This window comes from Komagataeibacter rhaeticus (genome assembly GCF_011611525.1).
GTDB classification, from domain to species: domain Bacteria; phylum Pseudomonadota; class Alphaproteobacteria; order Acetobacterales; family Acetobacteraceae; genus Komagataeibacter; species Komagataeibacter rhaeticus.
Genome location: NZ_CP050139.1, coordinates 462,079 through 475,349 on the forward strand (window position 1 = coordinate 462,079; position 13,271 = coordinate 475,349).

At 63.2% G+C, this 13,271-nt stretch carries 16 protein-coding genes and 1 pseudogene; 4 read left to right on the forward strand and 13 right to left on the reverse strand.

The window, feature by feature from the left end:
• Nucleotides 1-4: 4 nt before the first annotated feature.
• From GWK63_RS02245 to GWK63_RS02305, 13 genes are all read right to left on the reverse strand, one after another.
• Nucleotides 5-2,881, reverse strand: a complete 2,877-nt coding sequence (locus GWK63_RS02245) for a conjugative transfer ATPase (protein ID WP_166498107.1) — start codon at nt 2,879-2,881, stop codon at nt 5-7.
• Nucleotides 2,881-3,321, reverse strand: a complete 441-nt coding sequence (locus GWK63_RS02250) for a TIGR03751 family conjugal transfer lipoprotein (protein ID WP_166498108.1) — start codon at nt 3,319-3,321, stop codon at nt 2,881-2,883. The genes GWK63_RS02245 and GWK63_RS02250 overlap by 1 nt, the downstream gene beginning before the upstream one ends.
• Nucleotides 3,302-4,768 (reverse strand): TIGR03752 family integrating conjugative element protein, encoded by a 1,467-nt coding sequence (locus tag GWK63_RS02255; RefSeq protein WP_456305972.1) that lies wholly within the window; start codon nt 4,766-4,768, stop codon nt 3,302-3,304. The genes GWK63_RS02250 and GWK63_RS02255 overlap by 20 nt, the downstream gene beginning before the upstream one ends.
• Nucleotides 4,743-5,657 carry a TIGR03749 family integrating conjugative element protein gene (locus tag GWK63_RS02260; protein WP_166498109.1) on the reverse strand — a complete coding sequence of 305 codons (915 nt, stop codon included), beginning with the start codon at nt 5,655-5,657 and terminating at the stop codon, nt 4,743-4,745. The genes GWK63_RS02255 and GWK63_RS02260 overlap by 26 nt, the downstream gene beginning before the upstream one ends.
• Nucleotides 5,654-6,346: a PFL_4703 family integrating conjugative element protein gene (locus tag GWK63_RS02265; protein WP_166498110.1), complete on the reverse strand. Its 693-nt coding sequence runs from the start codon at nt 6,344-6,346 to the stop codon at nt 5,654-5,656. The genes GWK63_RS02260 and GWK63_RS02265 overlap by 4 nt, the downstream gene beginning before the upstream one ends.
• Nucleotides 6,343-6,774, reverse strand: coding sequence for a TIGR03750 family conjugal transfer protein (locus GWK63_RS02270; RefSeq protein ID WP_166498111.1), 432 nt, complete (start codon nt 6,772-6,774; stop codon nt 6,343-6,345). The genes GWK63_RS02265 and GWK63_RS02270 overlap by 4 nt, the downstream gene beginning before the upstream one ends.
• Before the next feature lie 15 nt (nt 6,775-6,789).
• The gene (locus GWK63_RS02275) at nt 6,790-7,158 is read right to left on the reverse strand and encodes a TIGR03745 family integrating conjugative element membrane protein (RefSeq protein WP_166498112.1); all 369 of its coding nucleotides are present in this window, start codon (nt 7,156-7,158) and stop codon (nt 6,790-6,792) included.
• A 23-nt stretch (nt 7,159-7,181) separates the two neighbouring features.
• Nucleotides 7,182-7,421, reverse strand: coding sequence for a TIGR03758 family integrating conjugative element protein (locus GWK63_RS02280; RefSeq protein WP_166498113.1), 240 nt, complete (start codon nt 7,419-7,421; stop codon nt 7,182-7,184).
• The gene (locus GWK63_RS02285; RefSeq protein WP_223846621.1) at nt 7,418-7,738 is read right to left on the reverse strand and encodes an integrative conjugative element protein, RAQPRD family; all 321 of its coding nucleotides are present in this window, start codon (nt 7,736-7,738) and stop codon (nt 7,418-7,420) included. Before GWK63_RS02285 ends, GWK63_RS02280 begins: the two co-directional genes overlap by 4 nt.
• A 372-nt stretch (nt 7,739-8,110) precedes the next feature.
• Nucleotides 8,111-8,380, reverse strand: coding sequence for a hypothetical protein (locus tag GWK63_RS02290; RefSeq protein WP_166498115.1), 270 nt, complete (start codon nt 8,378-8,380; stop codon nt 8,111-8,113).
• Between the two features lie 23 nt (nt 8,381-8,403).
• Nucleotides 8,404-8,802: a type II toxin-antitoxin system VapC family toxin gene (locus GWK63_RS02295; protein WP_166498116.1), complete on the reverse strand. Its 399-nt coding sequence runs from the start codon at nt 8,800-8,802 to the stop codon at nt 8,404-8,406.
• Nucleotides 8,799-9,056 carry a type II toxin-antitoxin system Phd/YefM family antitoxin gene (locus tag GWK63_RS02300; RefSeq protein ID WP_166498117.1) on the reverse strand — a complete coding sequence of 86 codons (258 nt, stop codon included), beginning with the start codon at nt 9,054-9,056 and terminating at the stop codon, nt 8,799-8,801. The genes GWK63_RS02295 and GWK63_RS02300 overlap by 4 nt, the downstream gene beginning before the upstream one ends.
• Nucleotides 9,057-9,157: 101 nt before the next feature.
• Nucleotides 9,158-9,877, reverse strand: a complete 720-nt coding sequence (locus GWK63_RS02305) for a hypothetical protein (RefSeq protein WP_166498118.1) — start codon at nt 9,875-9,877, stop codon at nt 9,158-9,160.
• 294 nt (nt 9,878-10,171) lie between these two features.
• Between GWK63_RS02305 and GWK63_RS02310 the strand changes: the two genes are divergently transcribed.
• The 4 genes and pseudogenes from GWK63_RS02310 (at nt 10,172) to GWK63_RS02325 (ending at nt 13,236) form a co-directional block, all read left to right on the forward strand.
• On the forward strand, nt 10,172-10,780 hold the full coding sequence (locus GWK63_RS02310; RefSeq protein WP_166498119.1) for a hypothetical protein: 609 nt from the start codon (nt 10,172-10,174) through the stop codon (nt 10,778-10,780).
• A gap of 158 nt (nt 10,781-10,938) precedes the next feature.
• Complete coding sequence (locus GWK63_RS02315; protein ID WP_166498120.1) at nt 10,939-11,439, forward strand: hypothetical protein; 501 nt, start codon at nt 10,939-10,941, stop codon at nt 11,437-11,439.
• A gap of 372 nt (nt 11,440-11,811) precedes the next feature.
• Nucleotides 11,812-12,087 carry a formaldehyde-responsive transcriptional repressor FrmR gene (frmR, locus tag GWK63_RS02320; protein WP_003626675.1) on the forward strand — a complete coding sequence of 92 codons (276 nt, stop codon included), beginning with the start codon at nt 11,812-11,814 and terminating at the stop codon, nt 12,085-12,087.
• A gap of 40 nt (nt 12,088-12,127) precedes the next feature.
• Nucleotides 12,128-13,236: pseudogene (locus GWK63_RS02325) on the forward strand (S-(hydroxymethyl)glutathione dehydrogenase/class III alcohol dehydrogenase).
• Nucleotides 13,237-13,271 lie beyond the last annotated feature (35 nt).

Genomic DNA, 13,271 nt, shown 5'->3' on the forward strand with positions numbered 1-13,271 from the left:
CCCCTTACTCCGGCAGATCCATGGCCAGCGGCGTGATGCCGCGTGCGCGATCGATCTTCTCGGCCACCTTGAAGGCCGCATCCAGCTCGCTGATGCCGTATTGCTGCATCAGCTGGTAGCGCTCGGCCTTCTCTTCAGGCTCGGTCATCGCCATCGCGAGATACAGGCTCGGCGGCACGGCCCTGAACAGCAGCTCCATGGATTTCGACAGGATCACGCCCTCGCTGAATTTCCCGGCCTCCTTGCGGGCAGAGAGCATCAGCGCCTTCTGAGCGGGGGTGAGTTCGCGGAAGCGCGCGATCTTCTCGACCTCGTCCGGCGGCATGTTCAGGCAGATCCACCATTCGATCATGTTGAGCATCGGCTCGGCCGCTCTGGGGAGATCGTCGACATTCTGCGTTGCCAGCCAGTACCAGGCCCCGAGCTTGCGCCACATCTTGGTGATCTTGACGACATAGGGCGCCAGCAGCGGATTCTTGGTGATGATATGGCCTTCATCGGTGACGTTGACGATTGGCCGGCCGAGAAACTGGTCGCGCTCGGCGATATTGTTCACGGTGTTGATGAGCGAGATGTAGGCGATCGAGAGCTGCGCGCTGTAGCCCTCTCGCGCGAAGGTCGCCAGATCCACGATGGTGATATCCGCCTCCGGCCAGGGGGTGCCGGGGCGGTCGAACATCTCGCCGTCGACACCCTGGCAGAACAGGGTCATCGCATCGGCCATTTCCAGCAGGCGGCCGCGCCGGATCTCCGGCAGGGTCGCGTCGCCGCCACGCTCGCGCAGCGCGTCGCGGACATCCCGGGTCAGGACGGGACGATTGTCGGTCACGCAGCGCCGGGCCGCATCAAGGATGCACTGGCGGATCAGGCTACGGTCGGCGCGGGTCATCCGCGCTTCCTCCTTGTCCTCGCCGCCGGTGATCATCAGCCGCGCGGTGATTTCCAGCTCGCCGAGCACATCACGCTGCTCGTCTCCATCGGCGGCGCTGGTGTCCTGCGGTTCGTCCAGAACGTCGGCGTCGAGGGTCTGCACCTGACCGGGTGTTGCGACCAGGCGCCACGCATCCGCGAAGGGCGCCAGGCTGACACCCGAGCCGGGGGAGAGCTTGACACGATGCACGGAAAGACCGAGGCGGCCGGCGAAATCCCCGAACAGACCGAAGGAATTGCCCGCCTCGACGATGAACAGCCGCGGGCGGTAGATCGCCACCAGCTGGTTGAGCAGGTTGTTGAGCGTGGCGCTTTTGCCGGAGCCGGTCGGGCCGAACAGGAACAGATGTGCATTCATCTGCCGGTCCAGGCGATTCAGCGGATCGAAGGTGATGGTGCCGCCGCCGCGATTGAACAGGGTGAAGCCGGGATGGCCGGTGCCACGGCTGCGCCCCCAGACCGGAGCGAGGTTCGCGACATGCTGGGCGAACATCAGCTGCGTGTACCATTGCCGCCTGTCGGCCGCCGGATCGAAGGTGGCGGGGAGCCAGCGGAGATAGCTGTTGAGCGGGGCCACCTCGTCGTCCTCGCGCACGGGCTGCACGCCGGCGTTGAGCATCACATTGGTCAGGTGCAGGCCGCGCGCGTCCAGCTCCTCCTGATCGCGGCCACGGAGATAGAAGGCCACCGCTCCGCGATAGAGCTTGTGCGCGCTGCCGATCAACTGGCGGGCCTGCTGCACGTCCTGCCGGGTCTGCTCCGAGGCCAGCGTCTCGCCGACCGACTTCCGGCTCAGATGATTGAGATGCGCCTCCAGCACATCCTGCGGCGTGGCGACCATGGTCAGGCACAGCACCGTATCCTCGGGCATCTGGTCGAGCAGTGCATTGAGCGCGTCGCCCTTGCGGGTCTCGCCGGTCAGATGTCCGGTTGAGGGCGGCGTGCGCAGCCGGTCCATGACGACGACGCGATGAGGCATGCCATCGAAGATCCAGGTGCCGTGCGTAACGTCCGAGCGCGGCGGCGCGAAGAACAGGCGCTGCGCGAAATCGACACCGCTGGCCAGTTCGAGTGCGCCGTCCTCCTCGCCGTCAGGATAGCGGGTCAGCGCGTAGAAGCGTTCGCGGTCCTCGGCTGTGCTGCCGAGATGCGTCGGGGCCGGGTTGAACCAGCGGAGCAGCCAGGCGTGGATGGCGGCGGCGTCAAGGCGGCGGGTCCGTACGCCCGCGTTGGCCAGGCCGCCTGTCAGCCGGTCGCAGATCGTGGTCAGCGTCTGTTCGGGAGACTGGCCGCGACGGACACTCGCGCCGGCTGGCGTGCGCCGGTAGACGACCATACGGACGCGCCGCTCCTGCCCGCGCCAGGCCAGGCGCGTCACGGTCCTGTCCTCGAACAGGCCGCCCGGCTTGGCGACGGCGTTCAGATGATGGGCGAAAAAGCGCAGGTAGAACTCCGTGAACGCGCTGTCTTGTGCGCGCGGCCGGATGTAGTCGCGTAGGCCGTGCAGGTAGTCGTCGAAGCTCGGTTCGTCCTGGGCATAGAACTGCACCACCCAGGGATGCTCGTCGAATTCATCGAACGAATCCTGAAGCGCGTTCTCGACCACGTCGCGGGCATGCCACAGCCACGCCATCTCGCGCCCCTCGGTGCCCACGGGCGTCAATTCGAAGAAGGCGGCGACCGAGCGGCCGTCTTCGAGCAGCAGGCTCTGCGAGGCGGGCAGATATTCGGCCCAGGGCAGCAGTTCGACGAAGGACGGCGCGACGTCGTAGAGCGCCTCGGCATCCGCCTGGGTCGCCGGTTTTCGTTTGCCGCGACGCAGGACCTCGCCCGGCGATGGAATACCAGATCCCGTCAGGGCCGAGACATAGCGATCCCATGCATCTGGCGCATCGGCCTCACCGCTTGCGGGCAGTGCGCCCGGAGCCGACCAGGGGAATGACCACGCCATCAATATGCTTCCAGCCGCTCGCCTGGCATGGCGTACTGGACTCGCTGATACAGGGGAAAGACGGTCGTGTAGCCGGGGACAGGCGCGGGGTCGGTGCCGGCAAGATGCGGGAAGACGTACATCACCAGATCCGGATTGGGCAGCCGGTGGAACTGCCGATAGATCTCATTGGCCGCCGTACGGGTGTAGGTGCTGTTCACGGCCTGCTCGGCGCGGATATCGCCCTCGGTGAGGGGACGGCGCAGGCTCTGGCGCGCGTCCAGCAACCGCCGCGACGCCTGACTGCTGCTCGCGCCACCGCCGGTTTCCTGATTCCAGATGTCGAGCATCGTGCTGTCGCCATGCGGCAGCACCGCGTCCTTGCTGGTCGAGCAGCCGCCGAGGGCGACGAGCAGCGAGGCGGCGAGCAGGAAGCTGGCGTCAGTCCAGGTCGGACGCATGGGCTTCTCCGATACGATGGTTGACCCGGCGTCCTTTCGGATCGTAGTCGATGTTGAGCGGGTGATCGATATGGACCGCCACCTTGGCGCCCGGCGGCACGTAGATCGCGGCAAAGGCCTGGCCGTATAGCTTGTCCACCCATTGCGACATTTCCTGCACGCCGCCGGCGAGGATACGGCCCATGGCCTGATTGCCGGTGATGCCGACCGTGCCGATGGTCGAGCCATTGGCGCCGTTGACGAACGAATAGTCATTGTCGCCCTTGGGGATCAGCGATGCGGCTCCGGCACCGGCTGCCGTGATGAGCAGCTGTGAGCCGAGATATTGCTCGGCGTTGCTGTGCCGCTCGCCGGCCACGCAGGGAATGCCGAAGGGATCGCTGATCCAGCCAAGCCCGCCCTGGATGGCGTTGGTGTTGCCGTTCTGTCCTGTGGAGGTCGTCGTGTTGCTCGTATTGCCATTCGCGTCCCCTCTGTCCTCCGGCATGGTGCGGATCGTGCCATCCTGAAAGACGAAGGTGACGCTGCGGATCTGTCCGCGCACGCAGGACAGGGTCCAGTCGCCCGACGCCGTGCCGCTGACGACGGCGCCGGCCACGTCCGGCAAGTCGATGCCGTTGGCGGTCAGATTGTCCGGGCCGATCAGTACTTTGAAGGGATAGGGATCGTTGACGGTGCCGTCGATGGGCACGCGTCCGATCAGCGCGGTCATGGCGACGGATCCCATGAGGGTCGCGTTCGCCGGCACCGTATAGACCGGCGTCCCGCTGTTCCGGGATGGCGTGCCGCTATTGGCGGCGGTATCCGCGGCGGGACCCGTCAGCGTCGTCTGCGCGGGACCGAAACTGGTGGCGAAGGCGTGCGTCCCGGCACTTGCGCCGTTCCCCTTCCTGTCGTCGGGGCGTGGATCGTCCGGCTCGACCCAGCGGGTGCTGTCGAAGCTCTTGCCATCGCCGTCCTGGAGCCCGAGGCCGACCGGAAGATCGCTCTGGCCTGGCTTGCCGCTCAGCCCGTCGAGGCGCTTTTGCAGATCCTGCAGCAGGGTCTGGGTCTGTTGGTGGTCGCTGCTGACCTGATCGCGCTCCTCACGCAGATGGTCGCGCTCGCCGTCGATTGCGCCCTGGATGCGCTGGTCGATGGTGCTCTCCCGTGCCCGCAGGCGGTCGTTCTCCGCCTTGGCGTTTGTGTTGTCGTTCAGCGCGGTCTGCAATTCATTGCGCAGTTGCTTCACCTGCGCGACCAGCGTCGCCACCGTGTCGCGCGGCGTATCGCCTTCAATGCCCAGCGCCTTCATCTCTTCCGGGGTGAGCTGGCTGGTGTTCTGCGACCCGGCCGAAGGGGCGGAGTGACCGGAGAACAGGCGGATCGCGACGAACAGCACGGCGAGCGCCATCGGGATCATCAGCCATTTGAGCAGACCGTTACTTTTCACCGTGGCCTCCCCCACGCTGGCCGGCCGCCCCGGCGGGGGGCAGGTTCACGACCGGATCGATGGGCGCGATCGCCGGGAGCAGTGATTCGGCCAGGCCGTGACCGCGGGTGACCAGATAGACCACCGTCGTGTCCGTGGATTGTCCCGCCGGGCCAAGGTTCGGATGCTGGAAGGCCGCCGCCACGAAATCGCCCTGCAGCGCGCGGGGGTCGAGGTCCAGCCAATTGCCGGACAGGTTGGTGAGCCGGATCGCGGTCACCCATTGGTCGTCCAGACGCCAGGCGGCCAGGGCATGCGCATGAACGGGCAGCGTCGGCAGCAGCATTCCGAGCGAAAGGTCAGGACGGAGCGTCGCGCGGCCGATCCCCGCCACCGGTTCGATGGTGCGCAGGGGCGCATATAGGCTTTGCGCGGCATAGCGGGTCAGCACGACGGCAACGGGCGTCTCACGCGCGGCGGTGCTCGCTTCGCCGGAGGCGATGCCGGGACCGGCGGTGGTGGCGCCGTCCGTTTCGCCATAACGGGGCGCGGGCATCTCGTCCTCCACGATGCGCACCGGCTCCAACGGCGGCTGGCTGTCCTTCGCGGGCTGGGCGGCGATATCGATCAGGATCAGCGTCCCGGTCGCCACGTCCTGCACTTGCAGCCGTGTCGGTGCGATCGGATCGCTGGCACGCAGATAGATGGCGCCCCCGGCGCTCTGCACACGCAGATGATCGGCGATGGCCGGCGGGACGCCGACCCGGACGTTGCGATCGACGAAGACCACCCGCTCCTGACCGACGACCAGCGGGACGGCGAGCGGCAGGCGTGCCCAGTGCAGGATCTCGACGGCTCGGCTCTCGGGCGCCAGCCCGACGGCAAGGGCGAGGCCGGACAGGGCCGGCACGACAAACCGTTTCACGGGGCGTCTCCCTGCGACTTGAGGGGATTGCCGCCGGACGGATTGGCGGCGGGAGCCACGGGGGCGACCTCGATCCGTTGCGGTGTGCCGGCGTAGCAGTCGAGCGCGAGGCCGAACGGGTTGTGTTCGGGATCGACATCCATACGCACGACCTTGAGCGGATAGCGCACGAAGGCGCGTTTGACCTGCTCGGCGCCGTAATATTCATCGGCGGTGACGTCGAGTGTGACCACCCATTCGTCGTTCGAGACCGTCCTGACGCGCAATGTCGGATCCTCGCCGTAGCCGCGACCCGGAATCTCGTAGATCCCGCGTACCCGTTTCCGGAGCTCGCCGTTCCGCGCCCGGTAGAGGTCGTCCTGTTGCAGGAACGCGAGGCAACTCGGCGTCAGGTAGGGCGAAAGGGTGCGGAGGTTGCGCGCATAGTCGGCTTCTCCGTCCGAGGGCCAGCGCTGGATCTGCTGCCAGACGTAGAAGGCGAAGGTGTACACGCTCTCCGGTGGCACATCCCACCAGCGGCGCGTGCTGCCCGAGCGCAGATCGGGCGGTACATGAATGGTCAGATTGCGCGGTGCGCTCCACCAGCCGAACGAGAGCAGCAGCACGATGACGAACAAGGCGCCGGCCGCCAGGCGCAGTGACCGGACATGCGCCTGAAGATGCGCGACCTCATTGCGAAAGCGGCTCATGATCCACCCTGCGACGGCATGGTCTTTCGGGCCGGACGCCGCGTGTTCCAGACCCCTGTGCGGGTGATCAGGGCGCGGGCGCCCAGAGCCGCTCCAAGCGACGGATGGCGGACGGCCAGCCACCACTGGATCTGCCGGTGCAGCCAGGTGTCGGGCCGTCCCCGCTTCTGGCGGCGCAGGAAACCGCCGCCCGCGAAGATGCCCGTCGTGATGCCGAGCACGGCCATGGTCGGAATCATGGCGATGCTGTGGGTGACGCCCGCGAGCGGGATCCCGAGCAGCAGACCGGCGACACCGGACAGGCCGGCGCAGATCCACAGCTCGTCGGCGGTGAGGCCACGCACGACGACAGGCTGCCGGTTCAGGCGATGTGGCAGGAACGTCACGAGCCCGTTCTGTGGTTCATGAGGGGTGTTCGGAGCGGTCATGGCCGGGTGCCGGGATTAGAGGATGCCGGTGGCCTTGGTGAGGAGCCAGATGCCGATCACCAGCAGCACGGCGCCGACGGAGACGGTCAGGCCGAACTGGCCCCAGGTCGCGCGCCCGGTATGGATCTCCGAATAGCGTGTGTAGGCGTGGTAGCAGACACCGATGAACATCGACGCGATCACCAGCAGCGCGATCAGGGTCACGATGTCATAACCGTAATTTTGCAGGGTCTGGATGATCCCGCTGCCGGTCCCGCGTGACGGGTCTTCCATGGTCGGAAGGCCGACGGCGAACGCGCTGGCCGGTGCCAGGGCGGCCGTCAGCGCCGCACAGGAGACGACAGGCCATGTGGGAACAGGGCGGGAGCGCGAAATGGTCTTCATGATCGTCATGCCCGTGGTTTGAGTCAGGAAAGGAGGAGGACACCGAGCGCCAGGTACATCGCGACGAAGCGCGTGATCACGCCCAGGAACTGGCGCTCCGTCAGTTTGCGTCCGGCCCAGCCCGCCCAGGCGGCATGGGTGGCCCACGCGCCCCAGAGAAGGAGTACGGCGAAGACCATGCCGGTCGCAGCCGTTGACACGCTGGCCGGCGTAAAGCCGGCATTGGCCTGGAAGGCGGTGCTCTGATCGGAGGACAGCGTCATGGATTGCGCGCGCCCGTCGGGGTTGCCGATCCCTCACGCGCATAGTCGCCGTTCAGGCGGAGCGGATCACGCGGCTGTGCCCGCTGGGGCGTCAGGTAATCGGCGATGCCCACACGGACGGCTTTGAGATCCGTGTCCAGGCGCTGAAAATCGAAATGATACCGTGTACGCCCGTCAGGCGTGACATGGGCGGCCTGGGCGGCGAGCCGATCCGCCAGTTCCAATTGGCGGATGACCCCCGCAAGCTGCTCGCGCTCCGCAGGCGCATCCGCCGCCACGGCCGACGATGCACTGAAGAGCGCCAGCAGCGCAGTCATGACAGAAAGATATGCTGGTGGACCGGGACAGACGGTGCATGCCATCGGGTTTTCTCCGCAGAGAAGAACGGGATGGCGAACGTTGCAAAAGCGGACGCGCCTGCGCCGCTGACAACGCGGCGTATGACGCGCCCTGATTGTTGTCCCGCGAATTCGGACAGTGCGCGGCGGTCGGCCGGTCAGCCCTCGGGCCCTCACCGGCATTCGGTGGAGGTGTCAGACGCCCGCGGGATGCTCTTGGTGCTGAAGCACCGGATTGCTCTCAGCGGAATCCCTGCCGGTCGGTGGCGCTGCCTCACGAAAGCACGTCGCGGCGAACCTTCGTTCGCCCGAGCGTGAAAGTCCGGCTTTTCTCTTTATACCGGCGGGTTTTCAGTGCCGTGTCGGGAAGGGAACAATATTCGTCGTGTCCAGGAAGGTGCCGATACCTTCGCTGTCGATGGTCGCGTCAAAGGCCGCCCTTGCGTCTTCGGCTGTCTCGAAATGGTCCTCCCACACGATCGAGGTCCCGTTCCTGTTGATGACCTCCAGCACCCATTGAGGGTCCGTCTCGATCCGGTAAATCTGCACCTCCACGGTCTCGCCGTCCCGTGTGAAGGGGCCGGACAGTCCGGACGTGATGATGTCGGGATCATGGTCCATGTTCATGTCTTTCGGAGGAAGGTCTATTCGGACGGAGCGGGAAATGCTGCCTGGATATCGGTCTGGCTGAAATCATCGCCGACGAACAGGAGCGGACATTCATGGTCGCGGGCGATGACATAGGAAAAACAGTCACCGAAATTCAATCCGGCAGGGTGCATGCCTTTCCCCCACATCCCATAGGCGTGTGCCACTTTCTTCGCGTCAGCGTCGGTGAAGCTGACCACGGTGAAACCGAAATTATCGATCAGCGCACGCATTTCCGCGCCGAACCCGCGCCGATCCGCAACGATCAGGGTTTCGGTGACGGTGGGCGCGGCAATCAGGAGGTCGGCTTCGGTTTCGAGAACGGTGCGACAGCGGCTGGCGGCGGACTCATTGAGGGCAATGGCTACCAGCGCGGATGTATCGACGGCAATCATTCCGGCATGCCGTCATCGCCATAGAGAAAATCCTGGCTGCGCGCGGCATCCGGACCGGACGCTGTCTTTGCGGCACCAGCAGCCGCAAGTCGCTCCATCAAGGCACGCCGTGTGTCAGGGCTGGATCTGGGGCGTATGGGAGAGAGACGCACAATAGCGCGTCCGTGACGGGTCAGGATGACCTCGTCACCTTCTTCGGCGCGGCGGACCAGTTCGGTCAGCTGACCTTTGGCTTCCGTGACGGAAATCTGCATGAGCGGAATTCCCTTGCTGGTGTGACAGGGGAACTATAGTCGAATGAAATGGACCATTCAATGGTCCATTCTCTTGGGGTGGATGACGTGAATGGCTTTCGTCAATGGGTTGTCGGTGGTCGGGCATTACCGATAATCTGGTCGTATAACGCCTCGGGGTCCGCGTCTTCTCCGAGTTCGTCGACCATCTTGTCCAGTTCGGCGCATATGTCAGGTGGCAGCATCATGGTCAGTTCCCATCCGGGCGTATCCCATGCCGGGATAGGCAGACCACGGACATAACGGGTGTCCGGGTTCGTCTGACGTGTTCGGCTGACGCCGGCAAGCTGGCTTTCGCAAAGTTCCGGCGTCGCGGTCATCTCGATGTAGGCGCTGGCCGTCCGAAAGGCGTGGCTTGGCGAAGCGAAGCGCCCCAGCGCGCGGGCCTTGTTGCTTGAATACAGAAACAGGGTCGGTTCCCTGATCCGGCTGAACTGGACCGGAAGCCATTCAACGATCGCCAGATCGGAGGCTTCGGGCCACTGGAATCCCGTGGACGCTTTCCGCGCCAGTTTGAAGGCACGGCCGACGCTCGTCGGTTCGACCCTGACAGTCTGTGCGCCGTTCGGATAGCGCTGGTCCGTGATCCACTGGTTGATGATGCGCGCTTCCCGGCGTGGAGCCTGTTCGCGGACGGAGACAAGGGCCATGTCCGGCATGACGACCTGCTGGCCCATCAGATAGAGGCGATCGAGCCTGTCGTGACGGGCAAGATGGACCAGAGGTTCACTATCGGTCACGATGATTTCAGCGGGGCGCGTGGGGACAGATGTTTCGCTCATGTCGAATCCTCCCGTCACTTATACTGTCAGCGACCGGCGGAGATTTCCAGAAATTCCGACATGGAGAAGCCGCTCGCGGGTTATATGTCCGGTCTGCCGTTCAGCGCGAACATGCGCTCCACAGATGCCTGCGAGTGGACACTGATCCAGTTGGCAGGCCCGACGGATTTTCCCATGCTCACGGGTCGAAGCCCCTCCGGGCGCACTCGCCGTCGCCGCACCGGGGGGTATCGAGGTGTCGGAACCAATGTTGATCGTGCGTCCCGACCTCATCCGTCGACAGGAAATCATTGCATGACGCGGAACATATCCCGGCTTCTGCTCAAGGACATTGCCGCTTCGATCGGGCTCGCTCCCGAGGTGGCCGATCGGGTGGTGTTCACAGGGAATGATCGTCTGCCCTCCTGCTTTCCGGTGACGCAACTCGCGGCGGCGACGATCGGGGCGGCTTGTCGCGCTGTCGCGGACCTTCTGGAGGCGGACGGTTTGTCATTGCCGGTGGCGGTCGATCATCGCCTGGCGTCGCTCTGGTTCCGGTTTTCGATCCGGCCGCAGGGCTGGACGCTTCCGGCTGCGTGGGACGCCATCGCCGGTGATTACCGCGCACGCGATGGCTGGATCAAACTCCACACCAATGCCGCACGTCATAAACGCGCGGCTTTGGCTGTGCTCGGGTGCAGCGCGACGCGCGAAATGGTCGCCGAGGCCGTGGCAGGCTGGACCAGCGATGCACTCGAACAGGAAATCGTCACTGCCGGGGGATGCGCGGCGCGACTGCGTGGCCGGGCGGCCTGGGAGAGCCATCCGCAAGGCCGGGCGGTCTCGAGGGAACCTTTAATTCTGTGTGACATGGGGAGCCCCCGCAACCACTTCTATCATAAATCCCTACAAATCGACGTCTGATCGCCATGAAATACGGGCTTATCAGACACTTAAACACGTCCCGACCCTCAAAAGAGGGTCGGGCGATCTCGTGCGTCTTCATCATGCCATGGTCCACAGGGCCGCCTCAACCGGTTTCTCCGATCGTTTGTTCAATATTCATCGAAGGAAACCAGACAATGTCTGAAGATCAGGAAATGCGCGAGGAAATCCGTGCCCGAATGAAGGGCCGGATCCGGTTTAATGTAGCCACAGATCGGATTGAAGTGATCGTCGGTGCGCCGGATGAACTTCTCCGGTGGGAGCCGATCAACCGGCTCACCATGCTCCAGCATCTTCCACCCCTGGTGGTGGAGAGGCTTTGGGACATGTTCGCCGACGCGGCAGGGGCGGGCTTCTATGCTGAGGACCGGTTGGCCGGAGTAAAATTCCTTGGCTTACACAGGGTGGCAGAGTATCTGGAGGAGAAGGAATGCATCCAGATTGAGGAAATCCCGATGCCTTCGTTCTCAGCACTCGATACCTATCTTGCGGGGCGAAACCGGACGACAATCGGCGAAATCCTGAAGGCCGTCCCTGATGCCGCCGAAAAGGAGTTGCCTCTTCAGCTCAAAGAGGCTGGATGGGAGCCACGGCGGTCAGCTACAGAACGCTTTTGGGTGAAAGTTCAAAACGGGTAGACTGATGAACCGGCTCTCCTTCTCGTTAGAGAGGGAGAGTTGGCGTACGCCAAGCAGAAAGGCAGCTTTCGCCTTCATCTCGGTCGTTTGGACCACAAGATTATTTGTCAAATAGCGGACATCAGCGCTTCAAAGCCTCGTTGTAGAGCTTGTCTGGATTTCACTGATTACACCTATTGAATGATTCCAAGACACAGGCAGTCCCCCCATGGACGTTACGGTGAAAATTTCGGCGATACGGACTTTTGATCGGATCATATGACAAGCACATCCTTATATCCTTGTCATACTGCCCCATAGTATGTATCCTTGTCATACTGCCCCATAGTATGAAAGGATACTCAAGGGCAGTATATTCGGAGTAAACGTTTCGTGCCGCACACACCAGCTGAGAAAAAGCGCGTTCTGACCCGCGTGCGCCGTATTCGCGGGCAACTTGATGCGCTGGAACAGGCTCTGGAGAAGGGGGCTGATTGCGGTCCGGTACTGCAACAGGTTGCGGCTATCCGAGGAGCGATCAACGGATTAATGGCCGGTGTTCTTGAAAGCCACCTGCGGGAAGAATTTGTTGAATGCGCCGGTGATCGTGATGCTGCCAGTGGTTCGATCGAGAATGTGGTGTCACTCGTTCGATCCTATCTCCGGTAATGCTCACGACGCTGACTGACAGGTTATTTGGAGAAAAATCATGAAATCACGGGCCGCAGTTGCTTTCGAGGCGGGTAAGCCCCTTGAGATTGTCGAGATCGACGTAGCGCCTCCTCGTGCGGGTGAGGTGCTCGTGCAGATCACACATACGGGTGTCTGCCACACCGATGCGTTTACTCTGTCAGGGGATGATCCCGAAGGACTGTTCCCGGTCGTTTTGGGTCACGAAGGCGCGGGAATTGTGATCGAGGTCGGGGAAGGGGTGACCAGCGTTGCCCCCGGCGACCACGTCATTCCGCTTTACACGGCTGAATGTGGTGAATGTCTGTTCTGTAAGTCTGGAAAAACCAATCTCTGCATTTCAGTGCGCGCCACACAGGGTAAGGGTGTGATGCCGGATGGTACGACGCGTTTTTCCTACAAAGGTCAGCCGATCCATCATTACATGGGGTGTTCGACGTTTAGCGAATACACGGTTGTCGCCGAGGTTTCTTTGGCTAAAATCAACTCCGCATCCAATCCAGAGCATGTCTGTTTGCTGGGATGTGGCGTCACCACCGGGATCGGTGCGGTACACAACACGGCCAAGGTACAGCCGGGAGATACGGTTGCCGTCTTCGGACTGGGCGGGATCGGTCTAGCGGTGATTCAGGGAGCGCGACAAGCAAAGGCTGGCCGGATTTTCGCTATTGATACCAATCCGGAAAAATTTGAACTTGCCAGGGCGTTCGGCGCCACGGAGTTCCTTAATCCGAGGATTATGACAAACCGATTCAGCAGGTTCTTGTGGAAATGACCGGCTGGGGTATTGATCATACATTTGAATGTATCGGAAACGTCAACGTCATGCGCGCGGCGTTAGAAGCCGCGCATCGTGGGTGGGGGCAGTCGATCGTCATCGGGGTGGCAGGGGCCGGTCAGGAAATTTCGACCCGTCCCTTCCAGCTTGTGACGGGGCGTTCGTGGCGCGGCTCGGCTTTCGGTGGGGTCAAGGGACGCAGCCAGCTTCCCGGCATGGTCGAAGATGCCATGCGTGGCGATATCGAACTTGCGCCTTTCGTAACCCACACCATGCCGCTCGAAGACATCAATACGGCCTTCGATCTGATGCATGAAGGAAAATCCATCCGTTCCGTCATTCATTTCTAAGGTCTGCGTCTCACCGCGCAACATCATTTCCAATG

Excerpts from the sequence above, each read along its gene's own strand:
- GWK63_RS02305 (WP_166498118.1), bottom strand. The coding sequence starts at position 9,877 with ATGAGCGAAACATCTGTCCCCACGCGCCCCGCTGAAATCATCGTGACC.
- GWK63_RS02280 (WP_166498113.1), bottom strand. The coding sequence starts at position 7,421 with ATGACGCTGTCCTCCGATCAGAGCACCGCCTTCCAGGCCAATGCCGGC.
- GWK63_RS02310 (WP_166498119.1), top strand. The coding sequence starts at position 10,172 with ATGACGCGGAACATATCCCGGCTTCTGCTCAAGGACATTGCCGCTTCG.
- GWK63_RS02285 (WP_223846621.1), bottom strand. The coding sequence starts at position 7,738 with ATGACTGCGCTGCTGGCGCTCTTCAGTGCATCGTCGGCCGTGGCGGCG.
- GWK63_RS02295 (WP_166498116.1), bottom strand. The coding sequence starts at position 8,802 with ATGATTGCCGTCGATACATCCGCGCTGGTAGCCATTGCCCTCAATGAG.
- GWK63_RS02290 (WP_166498115.1), bottom strand. The coding sequence starts at position 8,380 with ATGGACCATGATCCCGACATCATCACGTCCGGACTGTCCGGCCCCTTC.
- GWK63_RS02275 (WP_166498112.1), bottom strand. The coding sequence starts at position 7,158 with ATGAAGACCATTTCGCGCTCCCGCCCTGTTCCCACATGGCCTGTCGTC.
- GWK63_RS02245 (WP_166498107.1), bottom strand. The coding sequence starts at position 2,881 with ATGGCGTGGTCATTCCCCTGGTCGGCTCCGGGCGCACTGCCCGCAAGC.
- GWK63_RS02300 (WP_166498117.1), bottom strand. The coding sequence starts at position 9,056 with ATGCAGATTTCCGTCACGGAAGCCAAAGGTCAGCTGACCGAACTGGTC.
- GWK63_RS02250 (WP_166498108.1), bottom strand. The coding sequence starts at position 3,321 with ATGCGTCCGACCTGGACTGACGCCAGCTTCCTGCTCGCCGCCTCGCTG.
- GWK63_RS02270 (WP_166498111.1), bottom strand. The coding sequence starts at position 6,774 with ATGACCGCTCCGAACACCCCTCATGAACCACAGAACGGGCTCGTGACG.
- GWK63_RS02315 (WP_166498120.1), top strand. The coding sequence starts at position 10,939 with ATGTCTGAAGATCAGGAAATGCGCGAGGAAATCCGTGCCCGAATGAAG.
- GWK63_RS02265 (WP_166498110.1), bottom strand. The coding sequence starts at position 6,346 with ATGAGCCGCTTTCGCAATGAGGTCGCGCATCTTCAGGCGCATGTCCGG.